The following is a 15,514-nucleotide window of genomic DNA, read 5'->3' as shown; positions in this document are numbered from 1 at the left end:
GCTTCCGATCTCTCGTTAGCGGGAGGCGAATTCTACAGCGTTACACGCTGCTGTCAACACCTCTTTTTCTCCGCTTTCGACCGAGAAGATCGAACCGTTAAAAGCGCCGAACAAGTCGACATTTCCAACTCCTTCCAGGCTTCGATGAACTGAAGCGACCCGCCTTCGAAACCTACCTAACTCATTGAATCTCAAGGAGTTTTCCGTTTCGTCTGCGCCGGAAGTGGGGCGAATTATAGAGACTCAGGATCTGCCGTCAACCCTTAATTTCGCTTTTCTTTCAATAACTTGCGGATAGGCCAAAAAACATCCAATTCCCTCTATATAGAAAAGGATTCAGCACCCCTTCTATATAGAGAGAGAACCATCAGAGCACTCCATCCTCTTTCATCGCAGCCACTGCTCCAGCCCCAAGACCCAGCACCCGCTGCAAAACGTCCAAGGTGTGTTCGCCCAACAAAGGAGGCGCAAGGCGATACTCGACAGGCGTCCACGACAACCGGATCGGGCTGGCCACCTGCGGCACCATCCCCGCCAGCGCGTGAGGCAGCTCAATCGCCAACCCGCGAGACTTCACCTGCGGATCCTCGAATACCTGTGACAGATCATTGATCGGCCCACACGGCACACCTGCCTGCTCCAACTGAGCCACCCACTCTGCAGTTGTCTTGAATACAGTAGCCTGACGAATCAGCGGAATCAGCACCGCACGGTTCGCCACCCGCAGCTTATTAGTCGCGAAACGCGGATCGTCCGCCCACTGGGGCTGCCCCGCCACTTCGGCAAATTTGCGGAACTGCCCGTCATTGCCCACGGTAAGAATGAAGTCGCCATCGGCCGTAGGAAAATCCTGGTACGGCACGATATTCGGGTGCGCATTCCCTAGCCGCTTTGGCGCATTGCCCGTCGTCAGGTAATTCATCGCCTGGTTAGCCAGACAAGCCACCTGCACATCCAGCAACGCCATATCGATATGCTGCCCGCCGCCATCGTGATCACGGTGAGCCAATGCCGCCAGAATCGCCACGGTCGAATACAACCCCGTCAGGATATCCGTAAGCGCCACACCCACCTTCACCGGCCCGGCACCTTCATCACCCTCAGGTCGCCCGGTCAGACTCATCAGCCCGCCAAGCCCCTGGATCATGAAGTCATAACCCGCACGCTTGGCATACGGTCCGGTCTGACCAAAACCGGTGATCGAGCAATAGATCAGATCCGGATTGATCGCCTTCAGCGACTCGTAATCCAAGCCATACGCCGCCAGACCACCCACCTTGAAGTTTTCGATCAGGATGTCGGACTTGGCTGCCAGCTCCCGAACGAGCTTCTGGCCCTCGGGACGCGTAAAGTCGATCGTCACCGATTGCTTGTTGCGATTGGCCGACAGGTAATAAGCCGCCTCGCTAGTGTTCTCGCCATAAGCGTCCTTCAGGAAGGGCGGCCCCCAGGCGCGAGTGTCGTCACCATTCCCCGGGCGCTCGACCTTGATCACTTCCGCCCCAAGGTCAGCAAGAATTTGCCCGGCCCATGGGCCGGCCAGCACTCGCGATAAATCCAGTACCCGCAGATGCGACAGCGCGCCCATGGTCGCTCTCCTATTAATAGAACGCCTGCAGGCCGGTCTGCGCACGACCGAGGATCAGCGCGTGAACGTCGTGAGTGCCTTCATAGGTATTCACCACTTCCAGGTTGACCAGGTGACGGGCCACGCCGAATTCATCGGATATCCCGTTGCCGCCCAACATGTCACGCGCCATGCGGGCGATCTCGAGAGACTTGCCGCAAGAGTTGCGCTTCATGATCGAAGTGATTTCAACCGCAGCAGTGCCTTCATCCTTCATGCGGCCCAGACGCAGACAGCCTTGCAGTGCCAAAGTGATCTCGGTCTGCATGTCAGCCAGCTTCTTCTGGATCAACTGAGTGGCGGCCAGCGGACGACCGAACTGTTGACGATCCAGGGTGTACTGGCGAGCGGTGTGCCAGCAGAACTCGGCAGCACCCAACGCGCCCCAAGAGATGCCATAACGTGCGGAGTTGAGGCAGGTGAACGGACCTTTCAGTCCACGCACATCCGGGAAGATGTTCTCTTCCGGCACGAACACATTGTCCATGACAATTTCGCCGGTGATCGAAGCCCGCAGGCCGACCTTGCCGTGAATCGCCGGAGCGCTCAGGCCTTTCCAGCCCTTCTCCAGAACGAAACCGCGAATATCGCCAGCATCGTCCTTGGCCCAGACCACGAACACATCGGCGATCGGGCTGTTGGTGATCCACATCTTGGCACCAGTCAGGCTGTAGCCGCCGTCGACTTTACGTGCACGTGTAATCATCGCGCCCGGATCGGAACCGTGGTTCGGCTCGGTCAGACCGAAGCAGCCGATCCACTCGCCGGAAGCCAGCTTCGGCAGATACTTCTGCTTCTGTGCTTCGGTACCGAATTCGTTGATCGGAACCATCACCAGCGACGACTGCACGCTCATCATCGAACGGTAGCCAGAGTCGACACGCTCGACTTCACGAGCGATCAGGCCATAGCTGACGTAGTTGAGGCCGCTGCCACCGTACTGCTCGGGGATGGTCGCGCCCAACAGGCCGACCTCACCCATTTCACGGAAGATCGCCGGGTCAGTCTTTTCATGGCGGAAGGCTTCGAGCACGCGCGGCGCGAGGCTCTGCTGGGCGAATTGCTCGGCAGTGTCGCGGATCATGCGTTCTTCTTCAGTCAGCTGTTGATCCAGCAGCAGTGGATCGATCCAGTTGAAGCTAGCTTTACCGCCCATGAGTGAGTCCTCGCAAATCGGGTGAATTAACGTGGCATTGATCCTAGGCGCGCTTCCCCATCCCGGCAAACGAGGATTTCGCATCCTGTTGTGCTAATTTCTCACTCCGAAACGTCGCGAGATGCCGATTAAGCGATGTATTAGTGAGGTTGACGTACATGCGCCGCAAGATACCCAGCACCACCGCCCTGATCAGCTTCGAGGCTGCTGCCCGTCACGAGAGCTTTACCAAGGCCGCTGAAGAACTTTCCCTCACCCAGGGCGCCATTTGCCGACAGATCGCCAGCCTGGAGGACTTCCTCAGCGTCGAACTCTTCCGACGCTCGCGTCGCGGGGTGAAGCTGACAGAAGCGGGCCTTTCCTACAGTCGTCGGGTCGCCACCCAACTCGACGCCGTTGAGCGCGACACCCTGTCGGTGATGGGTCAGCAAGGCACCAATGTGATTGAGCTCGCCGTGGTGCCCACCTTCGGCACGCAATGGCTGTTGCCAAGGCTGAAGGACTTCCAGCTCAAACATCCGGAAGTGACGGTCAACCTGACCAACCGCACCCGCCCGTTCCTGTTTGCCGACACCGAATTCGATGCCGCCATCTACTTTGGCGATGCCGACTGGTCCGGTACCGAATCCCACAGGCTGACGGGCGAGAATCCGATGCCGGTATGCAGTCCCGTCCTGCTCGGCAACAAGACGCATCTGACACCCGATGAAATCGCCGATCTGCCGCTGCTCCAGCAAACCACCCGCCCCTACGCCTGGCGACAGTGGTTCAACTCGCAACACCTGAACATCCCCCGCGACATGACAGGTCCGCGCTACGAGCTATTCTCCATGCTGGCCCAGGCCGCCATGCACGACATGGGCATCGCGCTGATCCCACCATTCCTCATTCAGCGCGAACTGGCCGAGAAACGCTTGGTGATTGCCAACCCGAACGCGCTCTCCAGCATCAAGGCGTATTACCTGATGATTCCGGAGCGAAAGGTCGAATCCGCGTCACTCAAGGCTTTTCGCGACTGGCTGGTGAACCAGGCACACAGCTACAACCTAGAAGGCTAAAGGGCTTCAGCGATTACTAACCCCGTAGTCAGGAAAACCAAAGCCCTACAGATATAACTATTTGTCGCAAATCGACAGACTGTATCCGAAAGTCGTACAGACGTCCCACAAGCGCCTGACGACGTGGCTTTGAGCCCCCATTCACGACTCATTGCGGCCTATTCACGTCACCGATGAGAAAAATCTTCAAATTCATCCAGAATCCTTGAAAGGCACGGCCTGCAAGGGATTCAACTGGCCATCTGCGACATTCGGTCACGGGATGACTTGTAGTTAATTTTCCGTCACCCGTCATAATCCCTTGAAGGGCATAAACTTCGCCTGCAAAATGCCGCGCCCCGCCCTGATTTGGCGGGATCGTGCTGATCGGCCGCCCCAGTCGCACCATCCGTAGTGCATGGGTTTACTCAATAAGATCACGCAGGAGATTTGACGTGCACATTGGTGTTCCTCTCGAAACCCAGACCGGTGAAACACGGGTTGCTGCAACCCCGGAAACCATTAAAAAGCTGATCAGCCAAGGTCATAAGGTCACTGTGCAAACCGGCGCCGGCGTTAAAGCCAGCGTTGTCGACAGTGCCTATGAAGCGGCAGGCGCAACCATTGGCAGTGCCAATGACGCGTTTGGCGCCGAGCTGATTCTCAAAGTGGTCGCGCCAAGCGATGCCGAACTGACGCTGATCAAGCGCGGAACGGTGCTGGTGGGCATGCTCAACCCGTTCAACAACGACACCATCGCGAAGATGGCCGAGTGCGGGATTACCGCGTTCGCCCTGGAAGCGGCACCACGTACCTCCCGGGCCCAGAGTCTCGACGTGCTGTCGTCCCAGGCGAATATTGCCGGCTATAAGGCGGTGCTGCTGGCCGCTCACTACTATCCGCGCTTCATGCCGATGCTGATGACCGCTGCGGGCACCGTGAAAGCTGCGCGCGTGCTGATTCTGGGGGCCGGTGTGGCCGGGTTGCAGGCGATTGCCACGGCGAAACGTCTGGGTGCCGTCATCGAAGCGTCCGACGTACGTCCGGCCGTGAAGGAACAGATCGAGTCCCTCGGCGCCAAGTTCGTCGACGTGCCTTACGAGACCGATGAAGAACGCGAATGCGCGGTCGGCGTCGGCGGTTACGCACGCCCGATGCCGGCGAGCTGGATGCAGCGTCAGGCCCAGGCCGTGCACGAGCGCGCCAAGCAGGCTGACATCGTCATCACCACCGCACTGATTCCGGGCCGCAAGGCACCGACGCTGCTGAGCGCAGACACCGTGGCGCAGATGAAACCCGGCTCGGTGGTCATCGACCTCGCGGCCGCTCAGGGTGGCAACTGCCCGCTGACCGTGGCCGATCAGGTCGTGATCGAGAACGGCGTGACCATCGTCGGCCCGACCAACCTTGCCGGTGAAGTCGCCGCAGACGCCTCGGCGCTGTACGCACGCAACCTGCTGGACTTCCTGAAGCTGGTCTTCACCAAAGAAGGCCAGTTCGAAGTGAACCTCGAAGACGACATCGTCGCCGCGTGCCTGATGTGCCGCGACGGCCAAGTCATCCGCAAAAACGCCTAAGCAGGGATTCAGACGATGGAAGAGCTTATCTCCCCCGGTATCTACAACCTGATCATCTTCGTGCTGGCGATTTATGTCGGTTACCACGTGGTCTGGAACGTTACACCCGCGCTGCACACGCCTTTGATGGCAGTGACCAACGCCATTTCGGCGATCGTGATCGTCGGCGCCATGCTCGCGGCCGCACTGACCGTCACCCCGCTGGGCAAGACCATGGGCACCCTCGCCGTGGCACTGGCTGCGGTCAACGTCTTCGGTGGCTTCCTGGTCACCCGCCGCATGCTTGAGATGTTCAAGAAGAAAGCCCCGAAAGCAAAAGAAGAGGCGCCTAAGTAATGAGCATGAACCTCGTCACGACGCTCTACCTGATCGCGTCGATCTGCTTCATCCAGGCCCTCAAGGGCCTGTCGCACCCGACCACGTCGCGCCGCGGCAACCTGTTCGGCATGCTCGGCATGGCACTGGCAATCATCACCACTGTCGGCCTCATCTATAAGGTGGGCGCCGAGCTAGCGACTGCTGGCATCGGTTATGTGATCGTCGGCCTGCTGATCGGCGGCACTGCCGGTTCGATCATGGCCAAGCGCGTTGAAATGACCAAGATGCCGGAACTGGTTGCGTTCATGCACAGCATGATCGGCCTGGCAGCGGTGTTCATCGCCATTGCTGCGGTGGTCGAGCCGCAGTCGCTGGGCATCGTCAAGCAACTGGGCGACTCGATCCCGGCGGGTAACCGTCTGGAGCTGTTCCTCGGCGCAGCCATCGGTGCAATCACCTTCTCCGGTTCGGTGATTGCGTTCGGCAAGCTGTCGGGCAAGTACAAGTTCCGTCTGTTCCAGGGTGCACCGGTACAGTTCAGCGGTCAGCACAAGCTGAACGCGGTACTGGGTCTGGCAACGCTGATCCTCGGCGTCACCTTCATGCTGACCGGCAACCTCGCCGCGTTCGCACTGATGCTGGCCCTGGCGTTCGTCATGGGCGTGCTGATCATCATCCCGATCGGCGGCGCCGACATGCCGGTGGTGGTGTCGATGCTCAACAGCTATTCCGGCTGGGCGGCGGCAGGTATCGGCTTCTCGCTGAACAACTCGATGCTGATCATTGCCGGCTCGCTGGTGGGTTCGAGCGGTGCGATCCTCTCGTACATCATGTGCAAGGCGATGAACCGTTCCTTCTTTAATGTACTGCTCGGCGGTTTCGGCAATACAGCAGATGCCGGTCCTGCCGGTGAGAAGGAAGCCCGTCCGGTGAAATCCGGTTCGGCTGACGACGCGACTTTCCTGCTGACCAACGCCGACACCGTGATCATTGTTCCGGGTTACGGCTTGGCGGTGGCTCGCGCACAGCACGCCTTGAAAGAGCTGACCGAGAAGCTGACCCACCATGGCGTGACCGTGAAGTATGCGATCCACCCGGTGGCCGGTCGGATGCCTGGCCACATGAACGTACTGCTGGCCGAGGCCGAAGTGCCGTACGACCAAGTGTTCGAGATGGAAGACATCAACTCCGAGTTCGGCCAGGCCGACGTGGTGCTGGTGCTCGGCGCCAACGACGTGGTCAACCCGGCCGCCAAGAACGATCCGAAATCGCCGATTGCCGGCATGCCGATCCTCGAAGCGTTCAAGGCCAAGACCATCATCGTCAACAAGCGCTCGATGGCCAGCGGCTATGCCGGTCTGGACAACGAACTGTTCTACCTGGACAAGACCATGATGGTCTTCGGCGACGCGAAAAAAGTCATCGAAGACATGGTCAAAGCGGTCGAATAACTCGCTCGCTGCTTCACCGGACGCCCCGACTTGTCGGGGCGTTTTTGTTTACGCAAAACGTCGGACAATTTGCCGCGTTGTTGCAGATCCAGTAACGGTGTTTTACTTGAAACCCGCTAAATAGACGCCTCGTTTGCGACCTTGGTAGCGGGACAGGCGCTCGCGAAATTCACTAGACTGCGCATCCTGCTACTCGCTGCCCGAGAAAATAATCCATGTACCGTGACCGTATTCGCCTGCCTTCGTTGTTGGATAAAGTGATGAGCGCCGCCGACGCCGCTGCGCTGATTGAGGACGGCATGACCGTCGGCATGAGCGGCTTCACCCGCGCCGGCGAAGCCAAGGCCGTGCCCCATGCGCTGGCCGAGCGAGCCAAGGTCACGCCGCTGAAGATCAGCCTGATGACCGGCGCCAGCCTGGGCAACGACCTCGACAAGCAACTGACCGAGGCTGGCGTGCTGTCGCGGCGCATGCCGTTTCAGGTCGACAGCACGTTGCGCAAGGCAATCAACGCCGGCGAAGTGATGTTCATCGACCAGCACCTGTCGGAAACTGTCGAGCAATTGCGCAACCAGCAACTGAAGCTGCCGGACATCGCCGTGATCGAAGCCGTGGCCATCACCGAACAGGGCCACATCGTGCCGACCACTTCGGTGGGTAACTCGGCGAGCTTCGCGATCTTCGCCAAACACGTGATCGTCGAGATCAATCTGGCACACAACGCCAACCTCGAAGGTCTGCACGACATCTATATCCCGACCTATCGCCCGACCCGCACGCCGATTCCGCTGGTAAAGGTCGACGACCGCATCGGCAGCACCGCGATCCCGATCCCGCCGGAGAAGATTGTCGCCATCGTCATCACCCAGCAGTCGGACTCGCCGTCCACCGTGTCGTCGCCGGATGTCGATACCAAAGCCATCGCCGATCACCTGATCACCTTCCTCAAGCAGGAAGTCGATGCCGGGCGCATGACCAACAAGCTCGGACCGCTGCAGGCCGGGATCGGCAACATTGCCAACGCGGTGATGTGCGGGCTGATCGATTCGCCGTTCGAAGACCTGACCATGTACTCCGAAGTGCTGCAGGACTCCACCTTCGACCTGATTGATGCGGGCAAGCTGAGCTTCGCCTCGGGCAGCTCGATCACCCTGTCGGAGCGGCGCAACAGCGACGTGTTCGGCAATCTGGAGAAGTACAAAGACAAGCTGGTGTTGCGCCCGCAGGAAATCTCCAACCACCCGGAAGTGGTGCGGCGTCTGGGCATCATCGGCATCAACACGGCCCTTGAGTTCGACATCTATGGCAACGTCAACTCCACCCACGTCTGCGGCACGCGGATGATGAACGGCATCGGCGGCTCGGGCGACTTCGCGCGCAACGCACACCTGGCGGTGTTCGTGACCAAGTCGATCGCCAAGGGCGGCGCGATTTCCAGCGTGGTACCAATGGTCAGCCACGTCGACCATACCGAGCATGACGTCGACATCCTGGTGACCGAGGTGGGCCTGGCAGACCTGCGCGGCCTGGCGCCACGGGAACGCGCCCGGGTCATCATCGATAACTGTGTGCACCCGGATTTCCGCCAGGCGCTGAACGACTACTTCGACAAAGCCTGCGCCATTGGCGGCCACACCCCGCATATCCTGCGTGACGCCCTGAGCTGGCACATCAATCTGGAAGAAACCGGACGCATGCTGGCGGTGTAATCCGCACAGATTTTCCGCTGGCGCAAACACAGTTTCGCCAGCGGGATTCTGAAATCCACCGCAGCCGTCAAAAACTGTACTGCTGTACCGGTCTTTTCCTACGGCTTTTGCCTACTCGAATCATCGAATTGGGTAAAAATGCACCAAATAAGCGCAGACAGGTACAGTTTGCGCAATTTTGACCCGTACACCCCCTATAAACAGTTAACTGGTCACTCACAATACAGGTGAACTGTATCTAGAGAGTCTGGCCAAACGAGAGGATCATGGGCACCAGTTAAACCACTACCTAATCCCGCCACAAGCGGAAGGATGTCAACCATGGAACGTACACTCAGTTCCGAACTGTTCTTCGAAGACAAAGCTGTAAACACCCAGGCTTCCCTGCCTCTGCGCGTTATCGCCAACCTGATGCTGTGGCAGCGCCGCATCTCCAGCCGCCATCAACTGGCTCGTCTGGATTCGCGTCTGCTGGCTGACGCCGGGATTAGCGAAGCACAACGCTACGAAGAGCTGAGCAAGCCGTTCTGGCGCTAAGCAGCGTCGCTGGCTCTGGTCAGACCCACCGCCAGCAACCCGAATTGAACACACAAGACCCGTCGCGGGAAACCGCGACGGGTCTTGTCGTTTCAGGGGAGAAAAACCTGAATATCCAACCCGAAACACCGCATAGGTACAGTTTTATAAAAATAGATTAATGACAAGTACAGTTAAGCAAAATGTGTTCAGGCCAGCATCCTGACCACTGTGCGGATTCTCCACGGAGGCCTAATATCCATGCAGAACGTGGCGAATGCTGTGCGACTGGCGTCTGACCTTCAGACACCGAGCCACCTCTCAATACGGTTTATCCACAGGAGTTCTCCCATGTCCCGTCTTCGTCTGCTCAGCGCCGCCGCACTGCTGGCCGTCGCTGCCAACGCCAGCGCCACCAGCTTCATCGTGACCACCGACGCCGTGGTTGGCGCACTCAAGTCCTCTTCCGATGCCACCTCCGACGTCACCTCGTCCTTCCGTGACGACAAGATCGTGCTCGCCGCCCGTGACGACGCTGCCAGCTTCGTGGCCAGCGAAGGCGAGATCCGTGGCGTGAAACTGGAGAGCGCACTCGATCACATCCGTCATCAGGCTCCGCAACTGAACGCGACCGACGCACAGTTGGCCCAAGCCATCCTGACGATCTAAGCGACAGAAACATCGCGGGGCACGCCGGTCGTGTCCCGATGTTTCGGCACTGGCTCTAGTCCGGGCATTGCGTTAGCCTTGGGACTCGCCAACAGCTGCCGAGTCCCATGCGTTTTCTTACAAATCTGCTTATCCCTTCTGTACTAATCACCGCCTGCTGGGTTCCTCTGGCAGACGCTTTCGATGTGTCCACACAGAACACCGTGGTCAGCGTCTGGGCCACCGGCATGGTGTCTTCCGCGCCATTCGACCGTAAACTGATCATCGCCGCGCACGACGATGCTGCAGCGTTCGTTGCCAGTGACGGCCAGATGCGCGGTGCACAGCTCGAATCCGCCCTGCATTACCTGCGCAAGAGCCGGCCAAAACTTCATGTCAGCGACCTTGAACTGGCACAGGCAATTCTCGTCCAATAGTCATCCCTGTCTTTTCGGAGTCGTTCCATGCGTAGCCCGCTGATTGCTGCCGCCCTTGGCCTGCTGTTGTTGGCCGATATGGCCCAGGCACACACCCTGGTAGCCACCAGTAACATCATCGTCCGCGCCTCCCAGCGCACCATCGATTTCACCTCCGACACCACTACGTCGATTCGCGATTCGAAAATCATCCGCGAAGCCCACGACGACGCCGCCAGTTTCGTGGCCAGCGACGGTGATATCCGTGGTGCAAACCTGGAAGCGGCCTTCAAGACCTTGCGCACCCGCGTGCCGGAAGCCCGCGATGCCAGCGATCAGGTACTCGCCGAAGCCATCCTCGCACTGTGAAGTCACTCGGCGCCTGGCTGCTGGCCGGGGCGTTGTTGCTGCTTGGCAACAGCGCCCACGCCGGCCTGCAATTGCGGCTCAAGACCGACGGCCTGAGCCCCGCCCAACAACAGTCCAGCCAGGCGCTGCTCGATGAAGCCATGCAAGCATTGCCACCGAGCTTCATCGAACGCCTGGACCGGCGCATCGATGTCGGCTGGACCGATGACATGCCCGGCAACGCCTACGGCCAGGCGACACTCGTCTCCGAGCTGGACCTGAACCGCAAACTGCTCGCCAGCCTCACCGACGGCAGCGCGGCCACGCAAAAAACCAATCGCCCCCACGGCACCGTTCGCCGGGAACTGCTGGCCACGGTGCTGCACGAAATCACCCACATTTACGATCGCGCGCGCTTGTGGCCGGCGGCCGAACGCACGCTGATCCAGCGCTGTACCCGACGCAACAACAGCGCCGGGCTGATCGGCATTCCCGATGAGTGCCGCGGCCAGAACGGTCGGCGCTTCACCCTCAGCGATGATCCACGCCTGCTCGACCTCGCCGGCTGGCAGCAATACGTCGGGCGACGGGGTGAGCGGGAACAGCACAACCGGCAGATCGCCCGCAGCCCCGACCTCTACGAAATCTCCAGCCCGAAAGAGTTTGTCGCGGTCAACATGGAGTATTTCCTCCTCGACCCGAGCTATGCCTGCCGCCGCCCGGCGCTGTATCGCTATTACCAGGAACACTTCGGCTGGGCACCGCCCGCGAAAGATGAGTGCGCCAAAACCTTCGCTTTCCTCAATGCCGGCAACGACTTTGCCAAACAGCCCCTGGGCCAGGTCGATCCGGAGCGGGTGTACGCGGTGGATTATTTGCTGGCCGAAGCCAACCAGAACTGGGTCAGCCGCTGGGGTCACAGCATGTTGCGTCTGGTGATCTGTGCACCGGGGCGGCCACGCGGGCCTGACTGCCGACTGGATCTGGACCAGCATCTGGTGCTGTCATACCGCGCCTTCGTCGGCGACGTGCAGTTGTCGAGCTGGGACGGGCTGGTCGGCAAGTACCCGTCGCGCCTGTTCGTACTGCCGCTGGCGCAGGTGATTGACGAATACACCAAGACCGAACTGCGCAGCCTCGCTTCGGTCCCGCTTAATCTCTCGCGCAGCGAAATCGAGGGCGTAGTCGAACACGCCGCCGAAATGCACTGGAGCTACGACGGCAATTACTTCTTCCTCTCCAACAACTGTGCGGTGGAAGGCCTGAAACTGTTGCGCAGCGGCAGCAACAACGCCAAGCTCACCGGTCTCGACAGCATCATGCCCAACGGCTTGCTGGAGGTGCTCAAGGGGCGAGGCCTGGCCGACACCAGCGTGCTCGATGATCCGAAAGAGGCGTTGCGCCTGGGTTATCGCTTCGACTCGTTCCGTGATCGTTATCAGGCGATGTTCGATGTGTTGAAGAAGCAATTGCCGATCAAGCAGACAACCGTTGAAGAATGGCTTTCGCTGTCTGCCGAAGAGCGTCGCCCATGGTTCGAACGGGCTGACCTGCGCACCAGCGCCGCGCTGTTATTGCTGGAGCAAGCCAGTTTCCGCCGCCAACTGTTGCTCGCTCAGGATGAGGTCAAGCAACGCTACCTCGGCGCCCGTGAGCTGGAAAACGGTGGCATGGACAAGGCCAACGCGACGTTGCAGCAGATCCTCGCCAACAGCGGCTTCCTCAGCCGGCCGGCAGAATTGCTCGACTCCCGAGGTTATGGCCTGCCGCAACCAAGCGAATTCAGCCGACTGGAAGCAGAAAGCAGCCAGCGCCAGAAACAATTGCTGGCCCTGACCGGCGATCTCGATAAGGAAGTACGCGCATTGCTCGAGCCCAAACGAGCAGCCGAAATTGCGGCCAGCGAGGCCAACGTGAAACAGATCGGCGAGCATCTGCGCAAACTGCACAAAGCCTCGGGCGGACTGGAACTGCCCTGAAAAAACAAAGGCCCTGAAAACAAAAGACCGCAGCCGGTAAAGGCTGCGGTCTTTTTTATTGCCTGACGATCAGTACAGAACGCCATCCAGTACTTCGTAAACGACCCCGCTGCCCACCGCAATCAGCACGATGTCACCGCCAGCACGACGCCATTCATAACCCGGGTAATACGGCAGACGACTCAACGCCCGGTTATCCAGCCGCTCGCCGTAATAGCCATGGGGCAGCGGTCGGCCACGGACCAGATGAATGCCTGGAGGCGGCGGCGCACCGCGAACGAAATAGCCATGATTGTCACGGATCACCTGACGCACCGGGCCGAAATCCCGAGGCGGCGGGCCGCCGCGATGGTTGTTTTGCCAATCATGGTGATCACCACCGCGATTGTCGTAGTGGCCCTGCTGCGGGCCGCCGTGGTCGTGATCGTCGCGCGGATCGGCGCTGGCCAGCAGCGGCGTCGCGCTGATCATCAGCACGCCCAGACTGGCAATCAGACGTTTCGGCATTTTCATCGGGTCTTTCCTCACTGCACTGACAGCAAAAAGGGATTCAGAACGTGGTTCTGAATCCCTCGGTCTTGCTCAATTAGTCTGTGCCGCGAGGCCCTAATTCCTCTGTATCAGGAACTTTACCTTCAGCTGACGCGAGCCTTACGCACGCCTTCGGACAGCGCCGAACACAGGCTCAGCACGCCGTCGATGGCCTGGTCCGGCGTGGTCGCGTTGGCGATGTGATCGATCAGCGCCGAGCCCACCACCACACCATCGGCCAGACGCGCGATGGACGCGGCCTGCTCCGGCGTGCGGATACCGAAACCGATGCTGATCGGCAGATCGGTATGACGACGCAGACGCGCCACCGCTTCCTCGACGTGTTCCAGAGTCGCCGCACCGGCACCGGTCACACCGGCAACCGACACGTAGTAAACGAAGCCGGAGCTGCCGTTCAACACTTTCGGCAGACGCGCATCATCGGTGGTCGGGGTGGTCAGGCGGATGAAGTCGATGCCCGCTGCCTGGGCCGGGTCGCACAGCTCCGAGTTGTGCTCCGGTGGCATGTCGACCACGATCAGGCCATCAACGCCGGCCTCTTTGGCTTCGGCGATGAAGCGCTCGACGCCGAACTTGTGGATCGGGTTGAAGTAACCCATCAGCACCAGCGGCGTGTCGCTGTTGTCCTTGCGGAACTCGCGAACCATTTGCAGGGTTTTGATCAGGTTCTGCTTGGCGCCCAAAGCACGGATGTTCGCCAGCTGAATCGCCGGGCCGTCGGCCATCGGGTCGGTGAACGGCATGCCCAGTTCGATCACGTCGGCACCGGCTTTCGGCAGGCCTTTGAGGATTGCCAGCGAGGTGTCGTAGTCCGGGTCGCCAGCAGTGACGAAGGTCACCAGGGCGGCGCGATTCTGTTCCTTGAGTTCGGCAAAACGGGTTTGCAGGCGGCTCATCAGTGTTTCTCCTGCTTCGATTGCTCTTGTTGAGAGTGTTCCATGTGGTGCATGACGGTCTGCATGTCTTTGTCGCCGCGGCCGGACAGGTTGACCACCATCAGGTGATCCTTCGGCAGTTTCGGTGCGCGTTTGAATACTTCGGCCAACGCATGAGCGCTTTCCAATGCAGGGATGATCCCCTCGAGGCGGCAGCATTTGTGGAACGCATCAAGGGCTTCGTCGTCGGTCACCGAGGTGTACTGGACGCGGCCGATGTCATGCAACCACGCGTGCTCAGGGCCGATGCCCGGATAGTCGAGGCCGGCGGAAATCGAGTGGGCGTCGATGATCTGGCCATCGTCGTCCTGCAGCAGGAAGGTACGGTTGCCGTGCAGCACACCCGGTACGCCGCCGTTGAGGCTGGCCGCGTGTTTGCCGGTCTCGATGCCGTAACCGGCGGCTTCGACGCCGATGATCTCGACGCTCTTGTCATCGAGGAACGGGTGGAACAGGCCCATGGCGTTGGAACCGCCACCGATGCACGCCACCAGGCTGTCCGGCAGACGACCTTCCTGAGCTTGCAACTGATCGCGGGTTTCCTTGCCGATCACCGCCTGGAAGTCGCGAACCATGGCTGGATAAGGGTGCGGGCCGGCCACGGTGCCGATCAGGTAAAAGGTGCTGTCGACGTTGGTCACCCAGTCACGCAGCGCTTCGTTCATCGCGTCTTTCAGGGTGCCGGTGCCGGCGACCACCGGGATCACCTCGGCGCCCAGCAGCTTCATGCGGAATACGTTCGCCTGCTGACGCTCGATGTCGGTGGTGCCCATGTAGATCACGCAGTCCAGACCGAAACGCGCAGCCACGGTGGCGGTAGCCACGCCGTGCATGCCGGCGCCGGTCTCGGCGATGATGCGTTTCTTGCCCATGCGCCGCGCCAGCAGGATCTGGCCGATGCAGTTGTTGATCTTGTGCGCGCCGGTGTGGTTCAGCTCTTCGCGCTTGAGGTAGATCTTGGCGCCACCGCAGAACTCGGTCAGGCGCTCGGCGAAATACAGCGGGCTCGGACGTCCGACGTAGTCGCGCTGGAAGTAGGCCAATTCTTCTTTGAACGCCGGATCTTCCTTGGCCGCTTCGTATTCACGAGCCAGGTCGAGGATCAACGGCATCAGGGTTTCGGCGACGTAACGGCCGCCGAACGAGCCAAACAGGCCGTTGGCGTCAGGGCCGTTACGCAGATCGGAGGTGTTCGAAGTCTGGGTCATGGTTCGCTCCAGCGGATTTCACGAGAAGACAATGGCG

General features: G+C 60.0%; 15 protein-coding genes. 10 read left to right on the top strand and 5 right to left on the bottom strand.

The features are described 5' to 3' along the window. Window positions 1–367 precede the first annotated feature (367 nt). Window positions 368–1,588, bottom strand: a complete 1,221-nt coding sequence (locus tag CAF74_RS24730) for a CaiB/BaiF CoA-transferase family protein (RefSeq protein ID WP_085748073.1) — start codon at window positions 1,586–1,588, stop codon at window positions 368–370. Window positions 1,589–1,601: 13 nt separating this feature from the next. After that, window positions 1,602–2,783: an acyl-CoA dehydrogenase gene (locus CAF74_RS24725; RefSeq protein ID WP_011331834.1), complete on the bottom strand. Its 1,182-nt coding sequence runs from the start codon at window positions 2,781–2,783 to the stop codon at window positions 1,602–1,604. A 158-nt stretch (window positions 2,784–2,941) separates the two neighbouring features. Between CAF74_RS24725 and CAF74_RS24720 the strand changes: the two genes are divergently transcribed. From CAF74_RS24720 to CAF74_RS24675, 10 genes are all read left to right on the top strand, one after another. Beyond that, window positions 2,942–3,841, top strand: a complete 900-nt coding sequence (locus CAF74_RS24720; protein WP_085748072.1) for a LysR family transcriptional regulator — start codon at window positions 2,942–2,944, stop codon at window positions 3,839–3,841. 434 nt (window positions 3,842–4,275) lie between these two features. Continuing rightward, complete coding sequence (locus CAF74_RS24715; RefSeq protein WP_011331831.1) at window positions 4,276–5,397, top strand: Re/Si-specific NAD(P)(+) transhydrogenase subunit alpha; 1,122 nt, start codon at window positions 4,276–4,278, stop codon at window positions 5,395–5,397. A 15-nt stretch (window positions 5,398–5,412) separates the two neighbouring features. Beyond that, on the top strand, window positions 5,413–5,733 hold the full coding sequence (locus tag CAF74_RS24710) for an NAD(P) transhydrogenase subunit alpha (RefSeq protein WP_003220416.1): 321 nt from the start codon (window positions 5,413–5,415) through the stop codon (window positions 5,731–5,733). Further along, a complete protein-coding gene (locus CAF74_RS24705; protein ID WP_085748071.1) occupies window positions 5,733–7,166 on the top strand; it encodes an NAD(P)(+) transhydrogenase (Re/Si-specific) subunit beta in 1,434 nt (477 codons plus the stop codon). The genes CAF74_RS24710 and CAF74_RS24705 overlap by 1 nt, the downstream gene beginning before the upstream one ends. Window positions 7,167–7,381: 215 nt before the next feature. Beyond that, the gene (locus CAF74_RS24700; protein WP_064592552.1) at window positions 7,382–8,875 is read left to right on the top strand and encodes an acetyl-CoA hydrolase/transferase family protein; all 1,494 of its coding nucleotides are present in this window, start codon (window positions 7,382–7,384) and stop codon (window positions 8,873–8,875) included. Window positions 8,876–9,196: 321 nt separating this feature from the next. Beyond that, the gene (locus CAF74_RS24695; protein WP_007911656.1) at window positions 9,197–9,412 is read left to right on the top strand and encodes a DUF1127 domain-containing protein; all 216 of its coding nucleotides are present in this window, start codon (window positions 9,197–9,199) and stop codon (window positions 9,410–9,412) included. A 330-nt stretch (window positions 9,413–9,742) separates the two neighbouring features. Beyond that, entirely contained in the window at window positions 9,743–10,060 is a 318-nt protein-coding gene (locus tag CAF74_RS24690) for a DUF2388 domain-containing protein (RefSeq protein WP_007953908.1), read from the top strand. A gap of 107 nt (window positions 10,061–10,167) precedes the next feature. After that, window positions 10,168–10,476, top strand: a complete 309-nt coding sequence (locus tag CAF74_RS24685) for a DUF2388 domain-containing protein (RefSeq protein ID WP_085748070.1) — start codon at window positions 10,168–10,170, stop codon at window positions 10,474–10,476. A gap of 27 nt (window positions 10,477–10,503) precedes the next feature. Then, window positions 10,504–10,824, top strand: coding sequence for a DUF2388 domain-containing protein (locus CAF74_RS24680; RefSeq protein ID WP_039764795.1), 321 nt, complete (start codon window positions 10,504–10,506; stop codon window positions 10,822–10,824). Then, window positions 10,821–12,782 carry a DUF4105 domain-containing protein gene (locus tag CAF74_RS24675; protein WP_085748069.1) on the top strand — a complete coding sequence of 654 codons (1,962 nt, stop codon included), beginning with the start codon at window positions 10,821–10,823 and terminating at the stop codon, window positions 12,780–12,782. Before CAF74_RS24680 ends, CAF74_RS24675 begins: the two co-directional genes overlap by 4 nt. A 69-nt stretch (window positions 12,783–12,851) precedes the next feature. Here CAF74_RS24675 and CAF74_RS24670 read toward each other — a convergent pair whose 3' ends face one another. The 3 genes from CAF74_RS24670 to trpB form a co-directional block, all read right to left on the bottom strand. After that, complete coding sequence (locus CAF74_RS24670; RefSeq protein ID WP_085748068.1) at window positions 12,852–13,295, bottom strand: anti-virulence regulator CigR family protein; 444 nt, start codon at window positions 13,293–13,295, stop codon at window positions 12,852–12,854. Between the two features lie 122 nt (window positions 13,296–13,417). Beyond that, window positions 13,418–14,230 (bottom strand): tryptophan synthase subunit alpha, encoded by an 813-nt coding sequence (gene trpA, locus CAF74_RS24665; RefSeq protein ID WP_007953915.1) that lies wholly within the window; start codon window positions 14,228–14,230, stop codon window positions 13,418–13,420. Next, window positions 14,230–15,477, bottom strand: coding sequence for a tryptophan synthase subunit beta (gene trpB, locus CAF74_RS24660; protein WP_085748067.1), 1,248 nt, complete (start codon window positions 15,475–15,477; stop codon window positions 14,230–14,232). Before trpB ends, trpA begins: the two co-directional genes overlap by 1 nt. Window positions 15,478–15,514: the final 37 nt, after the last annotated feature.

Origin of the sequence: Pseudomonas sp. R45(2017) (genome assembly GCF_002112305.1) — a bacterium.
Lineage (GTDB): Bacteria > Pseudomonadota > Gammaproteobacteria > Pseudomonadales > Pseudomonadaceae > Aquipseudomonas > Aquipseudomonas paraglycinae.
Note: the sequence above shows the minus strand (reverse complement) of the source record. Positions and strands in the feature narration are given on the sequence as shown.